General features: G+C 43.1%; 13 protein-coding genes and 1 pseudogene. 6 read left to right on the top strand and 8 right to left on the bottom strand.

Going from position 1 to position 16962, the window contains the following annotated elements:
- Position 1: 1 nt before the first annotated feature.
- Together ACRRSY_RS11120 and ACRRSY_RS11115 are read right to left on the bottom strand one after the other, a co-directional pair.
- Positions 2-2650 (bottom strand): ExeM/NucH family extracellular endonuclease, encoded by a 2649-nt coding sequence (locus tag ACRRSY_RS11120; protein WP_432463179.1) that lies wholly within the window; start codon positions 2648-2650, stop codon positions 2-4.
- 686 nt (positions 2651-3336) lie between these two features.
- On the bottom strand, positions 3337-3735 hold the full coding sequence (locus tag ACRRSY_RS11115) for a nuclear transport factor 2 family protein (RefSeq protein ID WP_432463178.1): 399 nt from the start codon (positions 3733-3735) through the stop codon (positions 3337-3339).
- Positions 3736-3833: 98 nt separating this feature from the next.
- On the opposite strand from ACRRSY_RS11115, the gene ACRRSY_RS11110 reads away from it, so the two are divergent.
- Positions 3834-4589 (top strand): helix-turn-helix domain-containing protein, encoded by a 756-nt coding sequence (locus ACRRSY_RS11110; protein ID WP_432463177.1) that lies wholly within the window; start codon positions 3834-3836, stop codon positions 4587-4589.
- A gap of 130 nt (positions 4590-4719) precedes the next feature.
- On the opposite strand, the gene ACRRSY_RS11105 is transcribed toward ACRRSY_RS11110, so the two are convergent.
- Together ACRRSY_RS11105 and ACRRSY_RS11100 are read right to left on the bottom strand one after the other, a co-directional pair.
- Positions 4720-5247: a PEP-CTERM sorting domain-containing protein gene (locus tag ACRRSY_RS11105; RefSeq protein WP_432459392.1), complete on the bottom strand. Its 528-nt coding sequence runs from the start codon at positions 5245-5247 to the stop codon at positions 4720-4722.
- 11 nt (positions 5248-5258) lie between these two features.
- The gene (locus tag ACRRSY_RS11100; protein ID WP_432463176.1) at positions 5259-8075 is read right to left on the bottom strand and encodes a LamG-like jellyroll fold domain-containing protein; all 2817 of its coding nucleotides are present in this window, start codon (positions 8073-8075) and stop codon (positions 5259-5261) included.
- A gap of 414 nt (positions 8076-8489) precedes the next feature.
- On the opposite strand from ACRRSY_RS11100, the gene ACRRSY_RS11095 reads away from it, so the two are divergent.
- Positions 8490-8648 (top strand): hypothetical protein, encoded by a 159-nt coding sequence (locus ACRRSY_RS11095; protein WP_432453102.1) that lies wholly within the window; start codon positions 8490-8492, stop codon positions 8646-8648.
- A gap of 274 nt (positions 8649-8922) precedes the next feature.
- Here ACRRSY_RS11095 and ACRRSY_RS11090 read toward each other — a convergent pair whose 3' ends face one another.
- Positions 8923-9057 carry a hypothetical protein gene (locus tag ACRRSY_RS11090; protein WP_432456201.1) on the bottom strand — a complete coding sequence of 45 codons (135 nt, stop codon included), beginning with the start codon at positions 9055-9057 and terminating at the stop codon, positions 8923-8925.
- Positions 8999-9145: pseudogene (locus ACRRSY_RS11085) on the bottom strand (transposase); the annotation flags it as partial. The pseudogene ACRRSY_RS11085 and the gene ACRRSY_RS11090, both read right to left, overlap by 59 nt.
- A 199-nt stretch (positions 9146-9344) precedes the next feature.
- On the opposite strand from ACRRSY_RS11085, the gene ACRRSY_RS11080 reads away from it, so the two are divergent.
- On the top strand, positions 9345-11189 hold the full coding sequence (locus ACRRSY_RS11080) for a hypothetical protein (RefSeq protein ID WP_432453101.1): 1845 nt from the start codon (positions 9345-9347) through the stop codon (positions 11187-11189).
- A gap of 216 nt (positions 11190-11405) precedes the next feature.
- Here the strand turns inward: ACRRSY_RS11080 and ACRRSY_RS11075 are convergent, their stop codons facing one another.
- Positions 11406-12701 carry a tyrosine-type recombinase/integrase gene (locus tag ACRRSY_RS11075; protein WP_432463175.1) on the bottom strand — a complete coding sequence of 432 codons (1296 nt, stop codon included), beginning with the start codon at positions 12699-12701 and terminating at the stop codon, positions 11406-11408.
- Positions 12702-12907: 206 nt separating this feature from the next.
- Here ACRRSY_RS11075 and ACRRSY_RS11070 point away from each other — a divergent pair, with 206 nt between their 5' ends.
- Positions 12908-13264 (top strand): YibL family ribosome-associated protein, encoded by a 357-nt coding sequence (locus ACRRSY_RS11070; RefSeq protein ID WP_432453099.1) that lies wholly within the window; start codon positions 12908-12910, stop codon positions 13262-13264.
- 89 nt (positions 13265-13353) lie between these two features.
- Here ACRRSY_RS11070 and ACRRSY_RS11065 read toward each other — a convergent pair whose 3' ends face one another.
- Positions 13354-14424, bottom strand: a complete 1071-nt coding sequence (locus tag ACRRSY_RS11065) for an HD-GYP domain-containing protein (RefSeq protein WP_432464716.1) — start codon at positions 14422-14424, stop codon at positions 13354-13356.
- 491 nt (positions 14425-14915) lie between these two features.
- On the opposite strand from ACRRSY_RS11065, the gene ccoN reads away from it, so the two are divergent.
- Both ccoN and ccoO read left to right on the top strand, forming a co-directional pair.
- Positions 14916-16340 carry a cytochrome-c oxidase, cbb3-type subunit I gene (gene ccoN, locus ACRRSY_RS11060; protein ID WP_432453097.1) on the top strand — a complete coding sequence of 475 codons (1425 nt, stop codon included), beginning with the start codon at positions 14916-14918 and terminating at the stop codon, positions 16338-16340.
- Between the two features lie 10 nt (positions 16341-16350).
- Positions 16351-16953 carry a cytochrome-c oxidase, cbb3-type subunit II gene (gene ccoO, locus ACRRSY_RS11055; RefSeq protein WP_432453096.1) on the top strand — a complete coding sequence of 201 codons (603 nt, stop codon included), beginning with the start codon at positions 16351-16353 and terminating at the stop codon, positions 16951-16953.
- The last annotated feature ends 9 nt before the right edge of the window (positions 16954-16962 follow it).

The raw sequence follows: 16962 nt of genomic DNA, 5'->3' as shown, positions 1-16962 counted from the left end.
CTTAGTGAGTTGCACAACGAGCGCGAGTACAAAGATCCATTAAACCACGTAGGTCACGGCGATTAATCTGGCCATCATGATTGAAGTCGTAAGCTAAGTCGCTTATCGAAGCCGAGCGGATCGCTTGATAAAACGAAGATACATCTAATGAATCAATATCAAGATCTCCATCAAAGTCGCCAAGCAATTGCTGAGGTTTAAAGCTCAAAGCAACAATCACGGGGTCATGGTCTGATGCTCGGTAGGCGTCAGCGTACTTTGGCAAATCGCCGCTGTACTCGGATGAATATTCAAATAAGCTCGATTCAACGGCGTTAATGTTCCATTCAGCAGCATCCACTAGATGTGATATCAAACTAGGAGACGCCAATATGTAATCTAAGGTGCCGACTTCATCATTGTAAGAGTAGCCATAGGCGTTTGGATGGAATGTTTTTACCACATTGGTGTATCCATAGGATTTGGTGATAACAGCCCCTTCATCACCGTGTAGCGGGGTCTCTCCCACATAAGTGCTACGAGCAGCCTTCACTTCGTAGTCGGTTGGTAAATGAGTCATATCGGTTAATACACTAATTGGATCTTCAGCCGCGTATGAGTTTAAATCGCCAATAATGAGCTTGTGTCCTGACACCGCCATTAAGCTTTCACCCAGTTGATAAGCAGCCGATACTCTTAGATTCTCACATGAGCCTTGACGGTTTGGATCTTGTCCTTGTTGTATTGCCACGTCTTCCCAGCAGGTTGAGCCCTTTGACTTGAAGTGATTGACTGCAACCGTCAGTGTTTGGTCGCTACCATTAATGCTAAAAGTTGGAGTGATCGCATCGCGCTGATAGTTATTACCATCTTCATCGCCTACAGCAGGCGCATGTTGTTCTGGCATTTGCAGTACCCGCATTTGCTTCAGAGTCACCTTCGCGGGTTTATAAATCACTTGATTGGTGATTGCATCGCTGCCGACTTGTTCAAGCTCACCGTCCCAAGCAATCTGGTATTGATCCGCTAGCGGTAATTCAGCATTTAACTGGCTAACCAGATCAACAATGGCTGAGTTAGCCCCAAAACCATTATTCTCTATCTCCATTAAACCGACAATATCTGCGTTCATCGCTTTAAGTGCAGCCACTATCTTATTAGCCTGCATTTCAAAATCTACCAGTGTCGTTGCGCCCCGGTTTTGTCCTTTAGGGTTAGCAGCTCCACCAAATGGTGAATTAAAGTAATTCAGCACATTAAAGGTTGCGACCTGTAGGTCCCCTTTGGTGAGTTCAGGCGTATTAGTACGGTCATTCTCTTCATGAATAAAGCTGTCAGTGTGAGCTTGGTTGGTCACATATAAGCGATATTCAGCATATGAATATCCCAGCACACCGTGCAGGCCGTCCACTAAGTCGCCAATTCGAATGTAGTCCTCGGTCGATCCGTTTTGATCAATGTCAGTAATACCAAACTCCGGATACCAAGGCACAACGCCATTGCTTGCTTTTTCAAAACTTTCGATAACGATTCGTTGGTCTTTATTATTAGCCAATTGCTGCTCTGCAGGGCTATCAATCACATCATCGTAAGTAACTGGCGTATTCAACTGATTAGGATGGAAGTTGACTCGTTGATGAGCGACTACCATATTGTTGCGGTAAGCACTGTAATCAAAGCCGTAAGTTCGAGTGACTCGCAGATCAGATGCTTTCTCTAACGATACGAGCATGCCTTCGTAGCGTTCTAAGGTCTCACGGAAACTCTCATCTGAACTCAGGGTTTGTAGCGACGTTGCTTCAATTGATTCTCCAGAAGAAACGCGTTCTACTTGAGATCCTAATAAAGTTGTCCAACCATAGTTTTCATTCACCTTACCAACCACCACCACTTTATCGCCAACATTCAGGCCGGCTAAATCTGCGTAGTCAACAAACAGACCGTCTGAGGTTAGTGGGTTGTTATCACCTTGTTGGTCTTGGATAAAAAAACCTTGGTTAATGTCGTTACCAAGCGCTTTGTTTTGGATCGCAGTGATCACACCTTCAGTTTGATAATTTTCAGTTGATAGATAACCGGAATCAATTAATGGCGAAAACCAAGAGTCGCCTTGGATATCCATAATAGTCACTTCGCTTGCTTCTACAGCTGGGCTATTTCCATCAGCCAGCTGCCCTAAATCAGAACTATCGTTTTTGCGGCGAACTTCCCATTGCGCCAGATTAAACGCTGTACTAGGTGTGTAGTCGATACGCACTAGTGTTTGGTCTTTCCCAAAATTAATGTCACCCATAACACCAATAATGTCGACGATGGTATCGTTTAAAAATAGCGCGATAGGATCATCGCCATTAAAGTTAATAACATTAGCGTCTGACTGATCTGTCACTAGCTGAATATCGCTGTTTGCACTGGGGTGAGACAGTACAAATACAGAATGAGGCGCGATAGTCACATTATCGAGAGCCATTGATTGCCCCCAAGTATCTCGACCATTGGTTGCTTTTTTTAAACTATAACCGTTGAGGGTTATTGCATTCTCTGAATCATTGGCAATTTCAATCGCCTTGTTATACGAGCTACCTTCAATGTACTCCGACAAGAAGATTGTCGATTGCGCCTGCGGTGCCAGCAATGTGGCCACCGTAGCCGCAAGAATATTCATTTTCATAGTCAATCCATTTTCTATTAGTTAAAAACATGCACAAAAATTCAAGGAAACCGCGTCAGCTAAAAACAAGTGCATTTTCCTTGGATAAATAGTGGTGAGGCCTAGCGTTAAGGATGTTTTGTTGCATTGATTAGGGATGTGACCAACGAAACTGAGAAATATCGCGCAGAAGGGCACAGCAATTAGATTTGCGTGATAATTCATTTCAAACTCCATTTTGAACGAATAACTAGGGCTTCTAAATTATGGAACGCATAAGATCTGCAACAAATTCAGGGCTTAGCGACGAGGATTAAAATAGAATGATTTTTTGACAGTTGTGTGTCAATCGGGTGAAGTTATTGTCAATACTAAGTTTGTATCGTGGATGCATCTAGATGCTGGCAGGCCAATATCTGATTGAAAGCGCAGTATCTCATCGTTTGTTAAATACGCTTAAAAATCTGTGGGAGCGAGAAAGAGTCTTTAATTTAAAAGCTCGCCACATAGCGAGCTTTTAAGGCTTATAGATGATTAGGTCTCAGTTGCCGTTATTGAGGGGGGATGTTTCTGCCTTATTACATCGGGCACCACGGCTAAGCCATGTTGAGTCGCTGATGCGCCTCTGAAGGCTTATCGGCTACTGACTGAACGATGTCTTTCCAAATCTGCTGAAAATGACCGCGAAGACACTCGCTTTGCGTGGTTCATTGAATATAGGCGAATGAATGATCAGATGAAGATCCCGATATAACTTGGCAAGATTCCCAACAACCCGTAATTTTGCCATCCTCAAGTTGGAAATGTGCCAGCACCTCCAGTAATGACTCTGAATTGTCTTGTTTGACAAGATGGACATAATGATGAGTTAGTACGTCAGATCCTTGTTCTGCAATGGCCTTAAACTCTACAGTCAGGCTTTTCGTTTCATTTTTCAGTTTTTTTAAATGTAAATAAAATTCTTCATAATTGAGTTGATGTCCATCCGCATATTGGCGGTAGGTCTTTGAAAAAAAACGCTCGACCACCGACAGTTCTATAAGTTCTGAACTAAACAACGTTGTAAAAACATGGCGAACTAAATCTCGATTATTTGAATATTTCATGCTGGATCTCATTAGAGGGGAATTGAGTGCCTATGCTACCTGCGTATTTAGCGGTATTCTTTCTACATTAGGACAACTTATATAGAATATAGGCCAACATGAATCGCATGAAGATCTCCAATATTCAGCATATACACGATCACGAAACTGATTGGCATCGCCACGCCAGAGGCCAGTTATTCTGGGTGACTAAAGGTATACTTAGCGTGGATACTGTTGAATCCAGTTGGACTTTAGCACCCGGTTGTTTAGGTTGGATCCCCGCTGAGTGTTCACATCGGGCAAAGGTTATCGTTGGTTGTCAGGGAAAAATACTAAGATTGGATCCAGACGTCATTACGGCTGATAACACGATGGAAAAACTAGTAAAAACACCGTTGCTTATACATGCAATATTGCTTCGCTTAACTGCCACAGAGCATTTAGTCATGGAGGGGGCGATGCACCGTTTGTTGGGTGTTCTGTTTGATGAAATATCATCAGCGGAGCGAACTAACTTTGAGCTTCCAATGCCTCGTGATAAACGATTAACAAAGTTAGCCGCTTATTTATTGTCTACTCCCGATGCTCCTTTCTCAAAAGCAATGCTCGAAAAAAAATTTGCCTTAAGTGGGCGTTCAATTTCTCGCTTGTTTATGCAACAAACTGGGATCACTTTTAAGCAATGGAGAGCATTAGCAAAATTACAGCATGCGCTTCGTTTACTTGAGAGTCCGTTATCGATTAGCGATATCGCCTTATCTTGTGGCTACAGTAGTACCAGTAGTTTCATATATGCATTCAAACAACATCTTGGTGAGACACCGAATTATTATAGGAAGGGCCAATTGAGTGGCAGGCTTAACCAATCATAAGGCAGTGCAGTGATGTAATTGAGAAGGCATTTAGTAAATTTAATGATTCTGGATAGCTGTTGTATTGATGGACACTCGATATCCAAAATAAAAAGCCCAAGCTGGTGCTTGGGCTTTTAACTTGGTGAACTTAAGCTGGAAGTGAAGCGTGAGCTTTTCGCCTAAATCCCATCACGCCAAGCCCCATCAGCAACATCGCCAGTGACGCTGGTTCTGATACTTGAGGCGTGTTGGCGATTTGGTCACCAAATGAATCTGCGATATAGACGTTGATTAACTCAAATGATTGGGCTGAAAAAGCCGACTGAGCGGTAAAGCTCGCACTGGCTAGTTCAAACACGCCAACCGGAACGTCTAGGCTATCAAACCATAGGCTGTAAACACTTAGTGTATTACTGGCTGATAAGAACGCATCGGTTACCATTGCCCACTGAGTGTTTAAGACATTAAATCCGCTGTCTTGGTAGCTGGCCAAGGTCTCATCAAAGCGCAGACCAAAATCTAGTTCGGCGATATCTGCTGCCGAATTATCAACCATCATACGTACATCCACTAAGTCACCAGCGGCATATTGACTGGCATTTGTTTCCAGTGAGATAAACGCTGCATTGGCTTGTAATGTGAACAATGTTGCAAGCAGTGTGATTATATATTTCATCGGTAATTCCCTTAGTGAGTTGCACAACGAGCGCGAGTACAAAGATCCATTAAACCACGTAGGTCACGGCGATTAATCTGGCCATCGTGATTGAAGTCGTAAGCTAAGTCGCTTATCGAAGCCGAGCGGATCGCTTGATAAAACAAAGATACATCTAATGAATCAATATCAAAATCTCCATCAAAATCGCCAATCATTTGCTTACCCCATTTATTGAGGATCGCCCTATACTCTTTTGCGGTGACTGGTAACACGGTTCCGTGGCGTGGTCGCGACGGTAAAGTGTAATCCTTGGCTAAGCTCCAGTTACCACTGGATAGGTCGGTTGTTTCAAAGGGAATGTAACCACGGCCACCAAATTCATCGATAAACAAGTACCACTTCTGCTCGGTATTGGATTTAAATACTAAGGGACCTTCACCTTGGCTCATATCCCCTTTACCAATACACTCACTTTGGAAATCCCAATTATCGTTATTAAGAGTCGTTGATGTTTCCGAAAGAATGAACTTACCACAGGCCGACTCCGACGCTGAGCGCTCGTCTTTAGTAAACCGGTAATAAACATCATCATGTTTGATCAAGGTTGAATCGATAGTGGAGTAGCCTTCATCGACCCATACCTGAGCGTCACTAAAGTTCACAAAGTCACGGGTGAGGGCATACATCATTTTATTGTAGGTACCATTGGAATGGCTGGCGTCGTTATATATTTTAGAGGCCCAAAAAACCACGTACGCATTTCGCTCGGGATCCCAAAAGGCTTCTGGTGCCCAGGTATTACCAGCAGTGTCTGGTGAGACTTGCACCAGGCGTGCATCACTCCAGTTCACCAAATCGTTAGATTCCCAAACGAGTAGCGAACGAGACCCCCAAGTTTGAGAGCGTCCCCAATCCCAATTACCGTAGATTTTCAGATCGGTTGCAATCATGAAGAACTTATCGCCTTCGGGGGAGCGAATAATAAATGGATCGCGAGCTCCTTTTTCTCCTAATGTGGTGGATAGTACTGGCTGTTCGCTATTTAAAGTTTGCCAATCGAGCGGGTTGTTACCATTAGACAGGGCGAAATAAACCTGCTCTCCATCGGCTGTTCCTTCACCAGTAAAGTAGCTGAACATATACGCTTCGAAATCGTCTAATGTGGTGAGTGGCGGTACGGTCGCAATAAAGGTTTTGGTAGCCGACTCTTCGCCTTTAGTTATCGTAGCTGTTAATGTCACGGTTTGAACTAAACCGCAGAGCTTGTTACGCGGTTCGGCAACACAGACCGGAGCCCGTGTGACGAGACCATCGGGGGTAATCACATCGGTATTATCTGATGACCAAGAAATGCTGGTTTCATATTTACCCTGGGTTGCGAGAAATATATGTCCACGCACATCATCAACATTAACGATTGCTAACGCTTCGCTATCAGCCGCGACAGACTCGGCATCATCGAGCTGAATTTCAGCAAGCGCTTGTTCTGCGGTAGTGGCTATCACGCTGGCGCTTAGAGCCCCATTCCAAATTTGGAAGTCGTCAAAGCGACCATGTAAGAAGTTATCGCCGCTGTAAAGTGACCGACCGAGGAAATTGGCAAGGGTGGTCCCATCACCGATGTCGGCAGGTGTGATTGTGATATTGGTGTTGCGCGCAACTTCTACGCCGTCTAAGTACACAATCCCAATACTGCCTTTTAAGCTATAAGCTAAATGATGCCATTCGCCCCGACTCAAATTACTACCAGAAGTCCCGGTATTTTGCTCACAAGACCAATGACAAGTTGACAGGGTGGTTCGGTAATAGTTACCCGTAGTGAACAGATATCCGTTACCATTACTCCCCGAAGTATTTCCTAAACCATAAATGAAATAGGGAGATGGCTGGTCGTTTTCGATAAAGACCTTAGTCATCACCGTGATTTCATCGAGGCCCGCCATTAAGTTATCGGGCAGATCGATATAAGCATCTTTACCGTCTAGTTCTGCAACGTCGCCGTCTAAAGTAACCCCTCCTTCAACGGTTCCATGGTGGTTGTTACCGGAAGCATCGGTGATCACACTTGAGGTTGGTGCGTCATCGAAGGGATACCACAGCACCAGTTGCGGTACCGTTGCGGCTATTTCTTCCGGACTTAAGGCACCGTTCCAGATTTGGAAATCCGCAAAATCACCATAGAAGTAATTATCGGCACTATACAGCGAGCGTCCCAAGAAGTTATCTAAGGTGATACCGTCGCCAATGGTGCCAGGCATGAGAGTGATAGCATCGTTTCGAGCGACTTCAACCCCATTCAAATATAAAATGCCGAGGTTATTGTCTTGGGTATAAGCAATGTGTTGCCAAGACCCCCTTGGTAAATTAGCACTCGTAGTTGCGGTACTTTGTTCGCAACTCCAGTGACAGCTAGACAGCGTGGTACGGTAATGGTTGCCGGTGGTGAACAAATAACCATCACCATATGCGCCAGAAATATTGCCTAATCCATAAATAAAATACGGTGAAGGCTGACTGTTCTCGATAAAAATTTCAGCGGTAATCGAAATCGCGTTTAAGCTTGTGAGTAAATTGTCTGGCAGGTCGATGTAACCGTCTATGCCATCAAAATGCGCGGCTCCGCCAGTGAGCGTGACGCCGCCAATAATGTCTGCATCATAGCCATGACCAGAGGCATCAGACAGAGTAGTTGAACCGGCAGGATCGTCAAACGGATACCACAATATTTGCTCAGCTGCATTGGCTGCATATGAAGCACTTAGCAGGGATACCGCTATACCGACTGACCGCATAATATTGCAGGGTCGCCATCGGCTAACATGTGGTAAGTTCAGTTGTATTTTCATCTCGTATATTCCTTATACTTATTATTTTATTTGTAGAGTTATCAATTACCAACATCAGGGTTTGAGTTGGTAATCTGAAAGACTAGACCAATTCAGAAGGTTTGACCTATTTTTATTTCGACTGGTATATTAAATTAGAATAGACCTCCAAAAATTTAGCCTATTAAGGTAAATCAGTTGCTGATAACCGCTGTAATTTTTTAGTTAACGAAGGTCTCGAATAACGTTTGCTGGAAGTGAAAGCAAATGATAATGACAGCCTGAACTGCGCATATTGGTCGCCAGTGCTGCTGTTCATTTAGCAATTGCCCTTGAGTTACCCTCACAGCCTTAGTCTCAAGACTAAAAAGGGTATTGACCTCAACTTAGCTTGAGGTTTTATCTTTATCCCAAATAACGACGAAGGGATAAAGAATGCAAAATAATTACGTAAAGGAACTTGCCAAGAGAAGTTTTCAAGAAGGGCCGGTAAAAGCGCCTTATAAGAAGCGTAAAGGTTTTAATCAGGGACCGAATATCTTTATCGGCGTATTCGCCTCGGTGATGTTAAGTGCAGTTGTTTACTTCATTTAATATAGAATCAAGTCGCTACGCCAGCCTAAGTCGGTCGTTGTAGCCGCGACTAATCGCGCTAAACCTTGGTTTTTTCGGTTATGCTTTAAGTAAGGTACCAGTAGGCATTCTATTCATGTAGTACAGGTAAAGGTTGTAGAGTAGGGAAGGCGAGAGTCTGCACCAAGAGCATGAGAAGAGCATGAGAAGAGCATGGACATCCATGATAAAAACTACAGGGACAGTAACAGTGTTAGTGAAGTGAACACCACTGCCATTATTTAGTTCTCAGGCGTTAATCATGCTGATTGGCGGCTCGCGCAATGTGTTCGTTTAAATGGCGCATAAACCAGCTTAAGTCATACAGGCGAGTCCGATACACTTCGGCGGCGGTGCTCATAGCTTTTACCGGTTTGTTGGTCTTCGCCACACAGAAACGCCCGTCGAACACAACGGGAAACACAATGATAGTAGGGTGTATCCGATAAGCTCACTTGCGAGCGTCTTGACCTAGGCATGATGATAACTCCCCAAATAAATGACTATTGATAGTTTAGACTATAAAAACGTTTCGTTAGTTTGGGTGTCTTGTTTGCCGACCCCCGGACTGTGATGCAAATTCAATAACAGGTGTTAACCCTTTATTTCCATTCAATAACCACATAGAAAGTGGTAGATTGTTGTTTGCGTAATCATGAAAGAATAAGGACATTCTGTATGAAGCTTGCGAACATCCTCTCTGCTGTCAACCAAGTCGAAAAATCTAAGTTTATCAATTTCATTGATCGCATCTGTAATGATGCTATAGAGCACGATAAAGAGCTTGCTCGTCGAGTCCGAAACCTAGATGGCCAGATAAAGAACGCCTCTAGTAGTGAAATCACGCAACTGTTCAAATTGGTACTCCCATATTACGAAAAGAGTGTCAAAGCGCAGCTGGCAATGCTTGGAGTTCAGGCATCTTTGTTAGTAAACATACTAAGTCGAGATGGCAATTGTATCGCTAGAATTTCCTGGATCGAGTCGCTGTACACAAAAGAGTGGAAGCTTATTAACCAACGTTCTAAAGAGTTGGCGGAAACCATGCAGAGAACAAGTGAGCAAGATGCCTTTGATGAATCGAAAAGATTGGATATTTATTTCTCATGTCTCAGCGAAGCTTACACAAACGATGAGAAAAACAATCGTGAAGCGAAAATTACTGATGACGAACGAGGGGTCCTAAATTTACTCGCACACAAGCTTGACATTACATCCGACGATAAATCTGCTCTAGAGCATTTAGTAAATGCTATTCCCCAGACTGGCGTACAAGATGCGTTAAACACATTGCGCGAAATTGGCTTACTGTTTATCAGCCGAAAGCGCCACATGGTCTATGTGCCAGATGAAATTGTGTCCATGCTTAACAACATGCTAGGTAAAGATCTTGCGGATAAGCATGTCCTGAGAATCTTGCGGACATTCAGCGATGCAGAACTGTCAAACATCCTTAAAAATCATGGAAAACGAATCCGTGGGGTAGAGCGCTTACAAAAAATAAGCACCGTAATGCATATGTGTTTACCGTGTGCTCAGCTTTTACAGAGCGACTTGTTTAGCACTGATGCCGCGCTTAATGAACGTAAGGAGCGCCTCAAACAACTCATCGTAGATCTCGATTTGACGGTCGATAAACTCGGCTCGACTATCGAAGAACGTACCAACCTCATCGTATCTGCTTTAAATAGTTCAACAGAAGCTGAGTTTAATTCGCTTAGCGCAACAGGATTTCGAGAGTTGTTTAATGGGTTACAAGCTCACTTTTCACCTTTATCTAAACGCCTGCGACAAGAGTTTGAGCTGGAAAATAACGACGAAATTGATGTCGACATGCTTAGAGCTTTAAGCATCACGCCACATGACATTTTGTACATGCTGACCAATGATGAAGTAAAAGATGTAAAAGACAGTATGGGCATAAGCAAGCGAGGTAACCCTCGTCTCGTCATTCTGGAAAGCTTTGCAGATGCGACAGATAAGTTGATAGACAACTATGACGTGCTAGCACGTAGAGATTTACAAGAGCTCAAAAAGCAAGGAATTGAGCTACCTGAAGCCGAAATTGGCGTTAAATTTGAGGAAGTTACCAAGGCCATCTTTGAGCAACTAGGTCTGGAAGTAGACGAAGATTTACGGCGTTCGATTAATACAGCCAAAGATAAAGCCGATATCCTTATTGCATTAAGTGACGATGACGTAATTGTAGGCGAAGCAAAAACATGCAAAAACGGTGATTTTGCCAAATACTCAACTACTTCTCGCCAGGTGAAAGCTTACGTAAACCGCTGTGAAAATACTGGTAAACGTGTAGCTCAAGTACTTATCATCGCTCCTTCATTTTCGGATGACTTTGTTGAGTCAGCCGAAATGGATACTGAAGTAAATATTTCCTTGCTCGAAGCTTCCGGTCTCAAGCAGATCTTAGATGCATACAAAGCGCGAAGAGCCCCCAAATTCTCTGCAAAATTGTTTACTAAAGGTGGATTACTGAAGTCTTCACTGATAGCTAAGAATATATAGATGCCAAAGGGTTTAAGTACAGTTACTTAAAGTGGAAAAACTTGCTCTAGGGAGTATTAGCATGCTGAGCTTAAAAACCCATAAGGATAAATAATGACAAGCGTCAGATTGATTAATGGTGGTTTTTATATTTACGATTTAACATAATATACATTATGCGCCCTAAGGGCGTAAGTTTATAATCTGACACGATTTATGAGTCTAGTGTGGTTATTCTCAGTTTTCAGCTAAATGATCCAAAGGCTTATGTTCTGCAGATTGGTGACGCTCTACTCGGGAGACATGAAGATATTGAGAAGTTGTTTCGATACTATCGTGGCCTGCGTCGGCTTGCACATGCGCCAATGGTCGGCCTACTAAATTAATATCGTGAGAAATCCCCGTATGACGAATACTGTGTGGTGTAAGTTGGCGCATTTCTAAAGCATCTTGAGTAAAGCCATCTTTTTCGGCTATCTCTGCGGCGTGCTCGATCACGATATATATTTGTTCGCGCAACTGTCTTATCCCAAGGTTCGCATTGAGTAGTCCGCTTTGGCGACCTCTACCTGGCGCTCGGTGGCGAACAAATAAAGGTGTATCTTCGCTCGGCACTGGTAATGGCGTTAAACCAAGAAATAAACGATAACGTTTAAGCGCTGCAAGTAGTTGCTTAGAAACTGCGACGGTTCTTTTTTTGCCACCTTTGCTGCGAGGAATGAAAAAACCCCAGACTCCAGTTTTTTTATCTCGGCGAAATTGTCCCATGACAGGTGAAAATCCTGGTCGCGCTGCAGCTTCCGATATTCGCAAATAACAGCCGTAAATAAGGCTAACTAAAAACAATAAACGTTCATTCTCTGGTGGATTCATCTTGGCGAGTTGTTTTGCGCTACTCATGACATAAGACCACTGCAAGTCGCTGAAGGACTTAATATCTTCTTGATCTTCATGGCTAACAAGGTGTTGGCTACTGGAACGAAAACGGCCATTTTTCATCAGCATCATTGCTGGGTTTATTTCGCTGTATTCTTCGTTAATCAGATAACTATAAAATGACGATAATATCGCCAGCTTTGTTTTTAGTGCTTTGTCACTAATAGTATAGCTTTGTTCGACACCGTCCTTTTTTTTACCTAGAAACGGTCGCCATGCTGGGTTTGGACGACGTAATTTTAGTTCTTTGTCGAGTACAAATTGCGCAACATTACGATAAGCCACCAAATACTTTGGCGGATTACAACAGTAATCGATGTATTTAGATAAGCTACGGCGCTTGATTTCTCCTACCGAGATTTGTTCAACGCTGTAAGCCCAATGCAAAAAAGTCGTGAGTTCACTACGGTAGGTTTTATAATTGTTTTCGCTAAAACGCTGCTCCAACAACCACTCAACAGCAAATTCATAAACATAAGCCGCGTCATTTACCGCATTCATGGTGATGTTGGCTAAATAGAGGTTCACTTCAGCATTGCCATCTTCTAGATGATGAACTGAATCAAATAAAGGTAAGGCGGGTGGTAGTTCTAGCATAAGCGGTCTCGAAGAAATTAATGATTTTACTTAAAAATCAATGAAATGGCAATTGCCGATAAATAGCATTATCGGCAATGCAGGGTCTAAACATCGGTAGATTTAAAAACAAATGTTTTTACAATGGTAACGACTAGAACTGTTATAATGCACCACTAATAACTCTATGTGTCTTACGTTCTATTTTATTTGTATTGAGATCAGTAATGAATTTAAAGAAAGAAATCCAAGAAATTAGCAATAAATTGGATTCAGCTAAGCGAAAACTTAATGCCGCTCATGAGCGCGGAGATAAGGTGATGATTCAGCAATTTAATCACACCATTGAAGTTTTAAATAAACGCTTGAAAAGTGTGAAAGGCCAGCACACTCAGCAGTTGAGTAAAAAAGGGGGGGAAATAAAAGGCCTACCCTACAGTCGCGTACTCACCAAGACTGAACAAGCAGATATGGGCAAGCTTAAGAAGTCGGTGAAGGGTTTAGTGGTTGTTCACCCTATGACAACGCTTGGCCGTGAAATGGGAGTAAAAGAAGTCACGGGGTTTGCGCCTAAAGAGTTTTAAGCCTTATTCTTCGGGACCGAGTGATCCTGCTTTGTCCCCTACTCTTTTGGTTATTGCCTCACATAGTTTAACTTGCCTCCCTTCGACCCTTACGCAAGCACGTCAGCTTGTTGTTTGCTTTCAGGCTGATGCACTGGTGATTCCTTAAATTTTTCTTTCACTTCTAGAATTTCATCGGTTGCTGCAATAAATAAGGGGACAAGTTTAGGGTCGAAGTGCTTACCGGATTCTTGTTCAAGTAAATCAAAGGCTTTGGCTACAGGCCAGGCTTCCTTATACGGGCGAGCAGATGTTAAAGCGTCAAATACGTCAGCAATTGCGACGATCCTGCCAACAATTGGGATGGAGTCTGTTGTGAGCCCATGAGGATAGCCACTACCATCCCATTTTTCATGGTGACTTAGAACAATGGTTCTGGCAAGTTCGATTAGTTCTGGGTTATCGTTGTTGCCAAGAATCTCGGCGCCAATATAGACATGGCTTTTCATAATAGCCCACTCTTCTGAGTCTAATTTCCCCGGTTTTTGTAATATTTTATCTGGTATCCCAATTTTACCTATATCATGCATTGGCGCTGCGTTCATGAGCATATCTGCGTCCGCTTCGCTCATCCCAGCGGCTAGGGCTAGGATCTTAGCGTAATAACTCATCCGTATTACATGCATACCGGTTTCATTATCTTTATATTCTGCGGCTCGCCCTAAACGTTGAATTATTTGTAAACGGGTATCATGAATAACCCTCGTCTGCAATTTTACCTTTCTGTCTAACTCTCGGTTTTGGTTAAACAGTGCTAATTGAGTTTTTACTCTTAGTTTAACCACTGGTGGGCTAACTGGTTTGGTGATGTAGTCTACAGCACCTAATTCAAGGCCTCTTAGCTCATCGGCAGGAGTAATTTTGGCCGTCACAAAAATAACGGGAATGTGGCGCGTGGTAAGATCTTGTTTGAGGCGATGGCAGACTTCATAGCCATCAATCCCCGGCATCATAATGTCTAATAAGATTAAATCTGGTTTGTTCGCTTTTGCCGCAATTTTGAGGGCCATGTCGCCATTCCTAGCGACTTGTAGTTTATATTCGTCACGTAAAATACCGGCTAATACATCAATGTTCTCAGGGGTATCGTCGACAATCAGAATCGTCGCTCGGTTTTCCATCATATGTCCCTTCCTGAAAATTCGGATCTACTTAAGTGTTGAATTTAACTATAGTCATCAAATCAACAATACAGTAACAAGATGAGGTACTTTCATGTTAAATCTATCAGCGTATATAATTTTTGCATTTCATGAATTCGGGTAAAATTCATTCACAAAGGCAGAGGCGATAAGCTTAAGAGCTGACTATGCTCGTTGGCAGTTAATGTCATTAAGATGTGAGTTTAAAGCCAAAAATAAATATTGATCTAGATCAATGGAGTACATGGATTGGAAAGAAATTGTTAATAATTTGGCTTAGGTATGCAAATAACTAGTTTTTCAATCTGTTATTTGCTGTATCGATCAAGTATGATCTTGCGGTTAGTTTAGCGTTGGTGTTTGAGGACTCTGCGCAATCATTCGTTAAACTAGCATGTCGTTCCATTTTGTTAATGCACCCGCATTTAACTCGCTTTAACAAATAATAATAGCAACGGAAGCATCTATTTATGAACCAAGCAGCTAGCACAGAATTGGACTACAACTATACGGTTGTACGCCAATTCACTGTAATGACCATTGTTTGGGGTATAGTTGGAATGAGTGTTGGGGTATTAATTGCAGCGCAATTAGTTTGGCCCGCACTAAATTTCGATACCCCATGGCTAACCTATAGCCGACTCCGCCCACTTCATACCAATGCGGTAATTTTTGCATTTGGTACCAGTGCATTAATGGCCTGTTCTTTTTATGTGGTACAGCGTACCTGTCAAACCCGGTTATTTGGCGGTTCCCTCGCCGCCTTCGTATTTTGGGGGTGGCAAGCTATTATTTTGTCAGCCGCAATCACCTTGCCGATGGGCTTAACGTCCTCTAAAGAGTATGCCGAACTTGAGTGGCCTATCGATATCGCAATCGCTGTGGTATGGGTGGTATATGGCATCGTGTTTTTTGGCACGATCGTGAAGAGAAAAACGTCTCACATTTATGTGGCAAACTGGTTTTTTGGTGCCTTTATTATCACGGTTGCGGTGCTGCACATCGTTAATAATGCTGCCATACCGTTAACGATGACCAAGTCCTATTCGGTTTATGCGGGTGCAGTTGATGCCATGGTGCAGTGGTGGTATGGCCACAATGCCGTAGGCTTCTTACTTACCGCTGGTTTCTTAGGTATGATGTACTATTTCGTACCGAAACAAGCTGGGCGTCCGGTTTATAGTTATCGTTTATCGATTGTGCATTTTTGGGCGTTAATCTCTATTTATATTTGGGCTGGCCCTCACCATCTTCATTACACTGCGCTACCTGATTGGGCGCAATCGCTTGGTATGGTTATGTCTTTGATTCTATTTGCCCCCTCTTGGGGCGGTATGATTAACGGTATTATGACCTTGTCGGGTGCTTGGCATAAGTTGCGTTATGACCCTATTTTACGGTTTCTTATTGTTTCATTGTCTTTCTATGGTATGTCCACCTTTGAAGGTCCGATGATGGCGATTAAAACGGTGAACGCCTTATCTCACTACACTGACTGGACCATTGGTCATGTTCACTCCGGCGCTTTAGGTTGGGTGGCCATGGTATCGATAGGCAGTATTTACCACCTTATTCCTGTGTTGTTTGGCCAAAGTCGCATGCATAGCGTTAAATTAATCAACGTGCATTTCTGGTTAGCAACCATTGGCGTGGTTTTGTACATCGTTGCGATGTGGATTTCTGGTGTTATGCAAGGTCTAATGTGGCGCGCAGTCAACGAAGACGGTACCTTAACTTATTCTTTCGTTGAATCGCTGCAAGCGTCTTACCCATTCTATATTGTCCGCTTTATTGGTGGCCTATTCTTCCTTTCTGGCATGTTGGTTATGGCATATAACGCCTACAAGACTATTTTCGCCGAGAAAGGCTCATTAGAAGCCATCGAGCAGGCATAGGAGGCATAACATGAAGCACGAGTTAATCGAAAAAAATATAGGCCTACTTGCTATTTTCATCGTTATTGCCATCAGCTTTGGTGGTTTGGTGCAAATTACGCCGTTAATCTTTCAACCTGAAACGACCGAGCCAGTTGAAGGTTTAGTGCCCTACACTGCTTTGCAAATGGAAGGTCGCGATATCTATATTCGCGAAGGCTGTAATAACTGTCATAGTCAGATGATTCGTCCATTTAGGTCAGAGACCGAACGTTATGGCCATTACTCAGTGGCTGGCGAAAGTGTTTGGGAACATCCCTTTTTATGGGGTTCTAAACGGACAGGTCCTGATTTAGCACGAGTTGGTCAACGTTATTCAGACCAGTGGCATCATGTACACTTAATGAATCCGCGGGATGTGGTTCCAGAATCGAATATGCCGGGATTCCCTTGGTTGGCTGAAAATATGGTTGATAGCTCATTGACCAGTAAAAAATTAAGCCTATTTAGAAACCAATTTGGTGTTCCCTATACCGATGCCGATATCGACGGCGCAGCAGCAGCGGTTCAAGGTAAAACAGAAATCGAAGCACTTATTGCTTATCTACAAGTGTTAGGTACTGCACTGAAATAAGGAGTTAGT

The sequence above is a fragment of the Agarivorans sp. QJM3NY_33 genome, from assembly GCF_050870865.2.
GTDB lineage: Bacteria > Pseudomonadota > Gammaproteobacteria > Enterobacterales > Celerinatantimonadaceae > Agarivorans.
Note: the sequence above shows the minus strand (reverse complement) of the source record. Positions and strands in the feature narration are given on the sequence as shown.

Bases quoted from the DNA above. Each gene is read 5' to 3' on its own strand.
- ACRRSY_RS11110 (WP_432463177.1), top strand. From the start codon at position 3,834: ATGAATCGCATGAAGATCTCCAATATTCAGCATATACACGATCACGAA.
- ccoO (WP_432453096.1), top strand. From the start codon at position 16,351: ATGAAGCACGAGTTAATCGAAAAAAATATAGGCCTACTTGCTATTTTC.
- ACRRSY_RS11080 (WP_432453101.1), top strand. From the start codon at position 9,345: ATGAAGCTTGCGAACATCCTCTCTGCTGTCAACCAAGTCGAAAAATCT.
- ACRRSY_RS11070 (WP_432453099.1), top strand. From the start codon at position 12,908: ATGAATTTAAAGAAAGAAATCCAAGAAATTAGCAATAAATTGGATTCA.
- ACRRSY_RS11065 (WP_432464716.1), bottom strand. From the start codon at position 14,424: ATGGAAAACCGAGCGACGATTCTGATTGTCGACGATACCCCTGAGAAC.
- ACRRSY_RS11115 (WP_432463178.1), bottom strand. From the start codon at position 3,735: ATGAAATATTCAAATAATCGAGATTTAGTTCGCCATGTTTTTACAACG.
- ACRRSY_RS11100 (WP_432463176.1), bottom strand. From the start codon at position 8,075: ATGAAAATACAACTGAACTTACCACATGTTAGCCGATGGCGACCCTGC.
- ACRRSY_RS11120 (WP_432463179.1), bottom strand. From the start codon at position 2,650: ATGAAAATGAATATTCTTGCGGCTACGGTGGCCACATTGCTGGCACCG.
- ACRRSY_RS11095 (WP_432453102.1), top strand. From the start codon at position 8,490: ATGCAAAATAATTACGTAAAGGAACTTGCCAAGAGAAGTTTTCAAGAA.
- ACRRSY_RS11075 (WP_432463175.1), bottom strand. From the start codon at position 12,701: ATGCTAGAACTACCACCCGCCTTACCTTTATTTGATTCAGTTCATCAT.
- ccoN (WP_432453097.1), top strand. From the start codon at position 14,916: ATGAACCAAGCAGCTAGCACAGAATTGGACTACAACTATACGGTTGTA.
- ACRRSY_RS11105 (WP_432459392.1), bottom strand. From the start codon at position 5,247: ATGAAATATATAATCACACTGCTTGCAACATTGTTCACATTACAAGCC.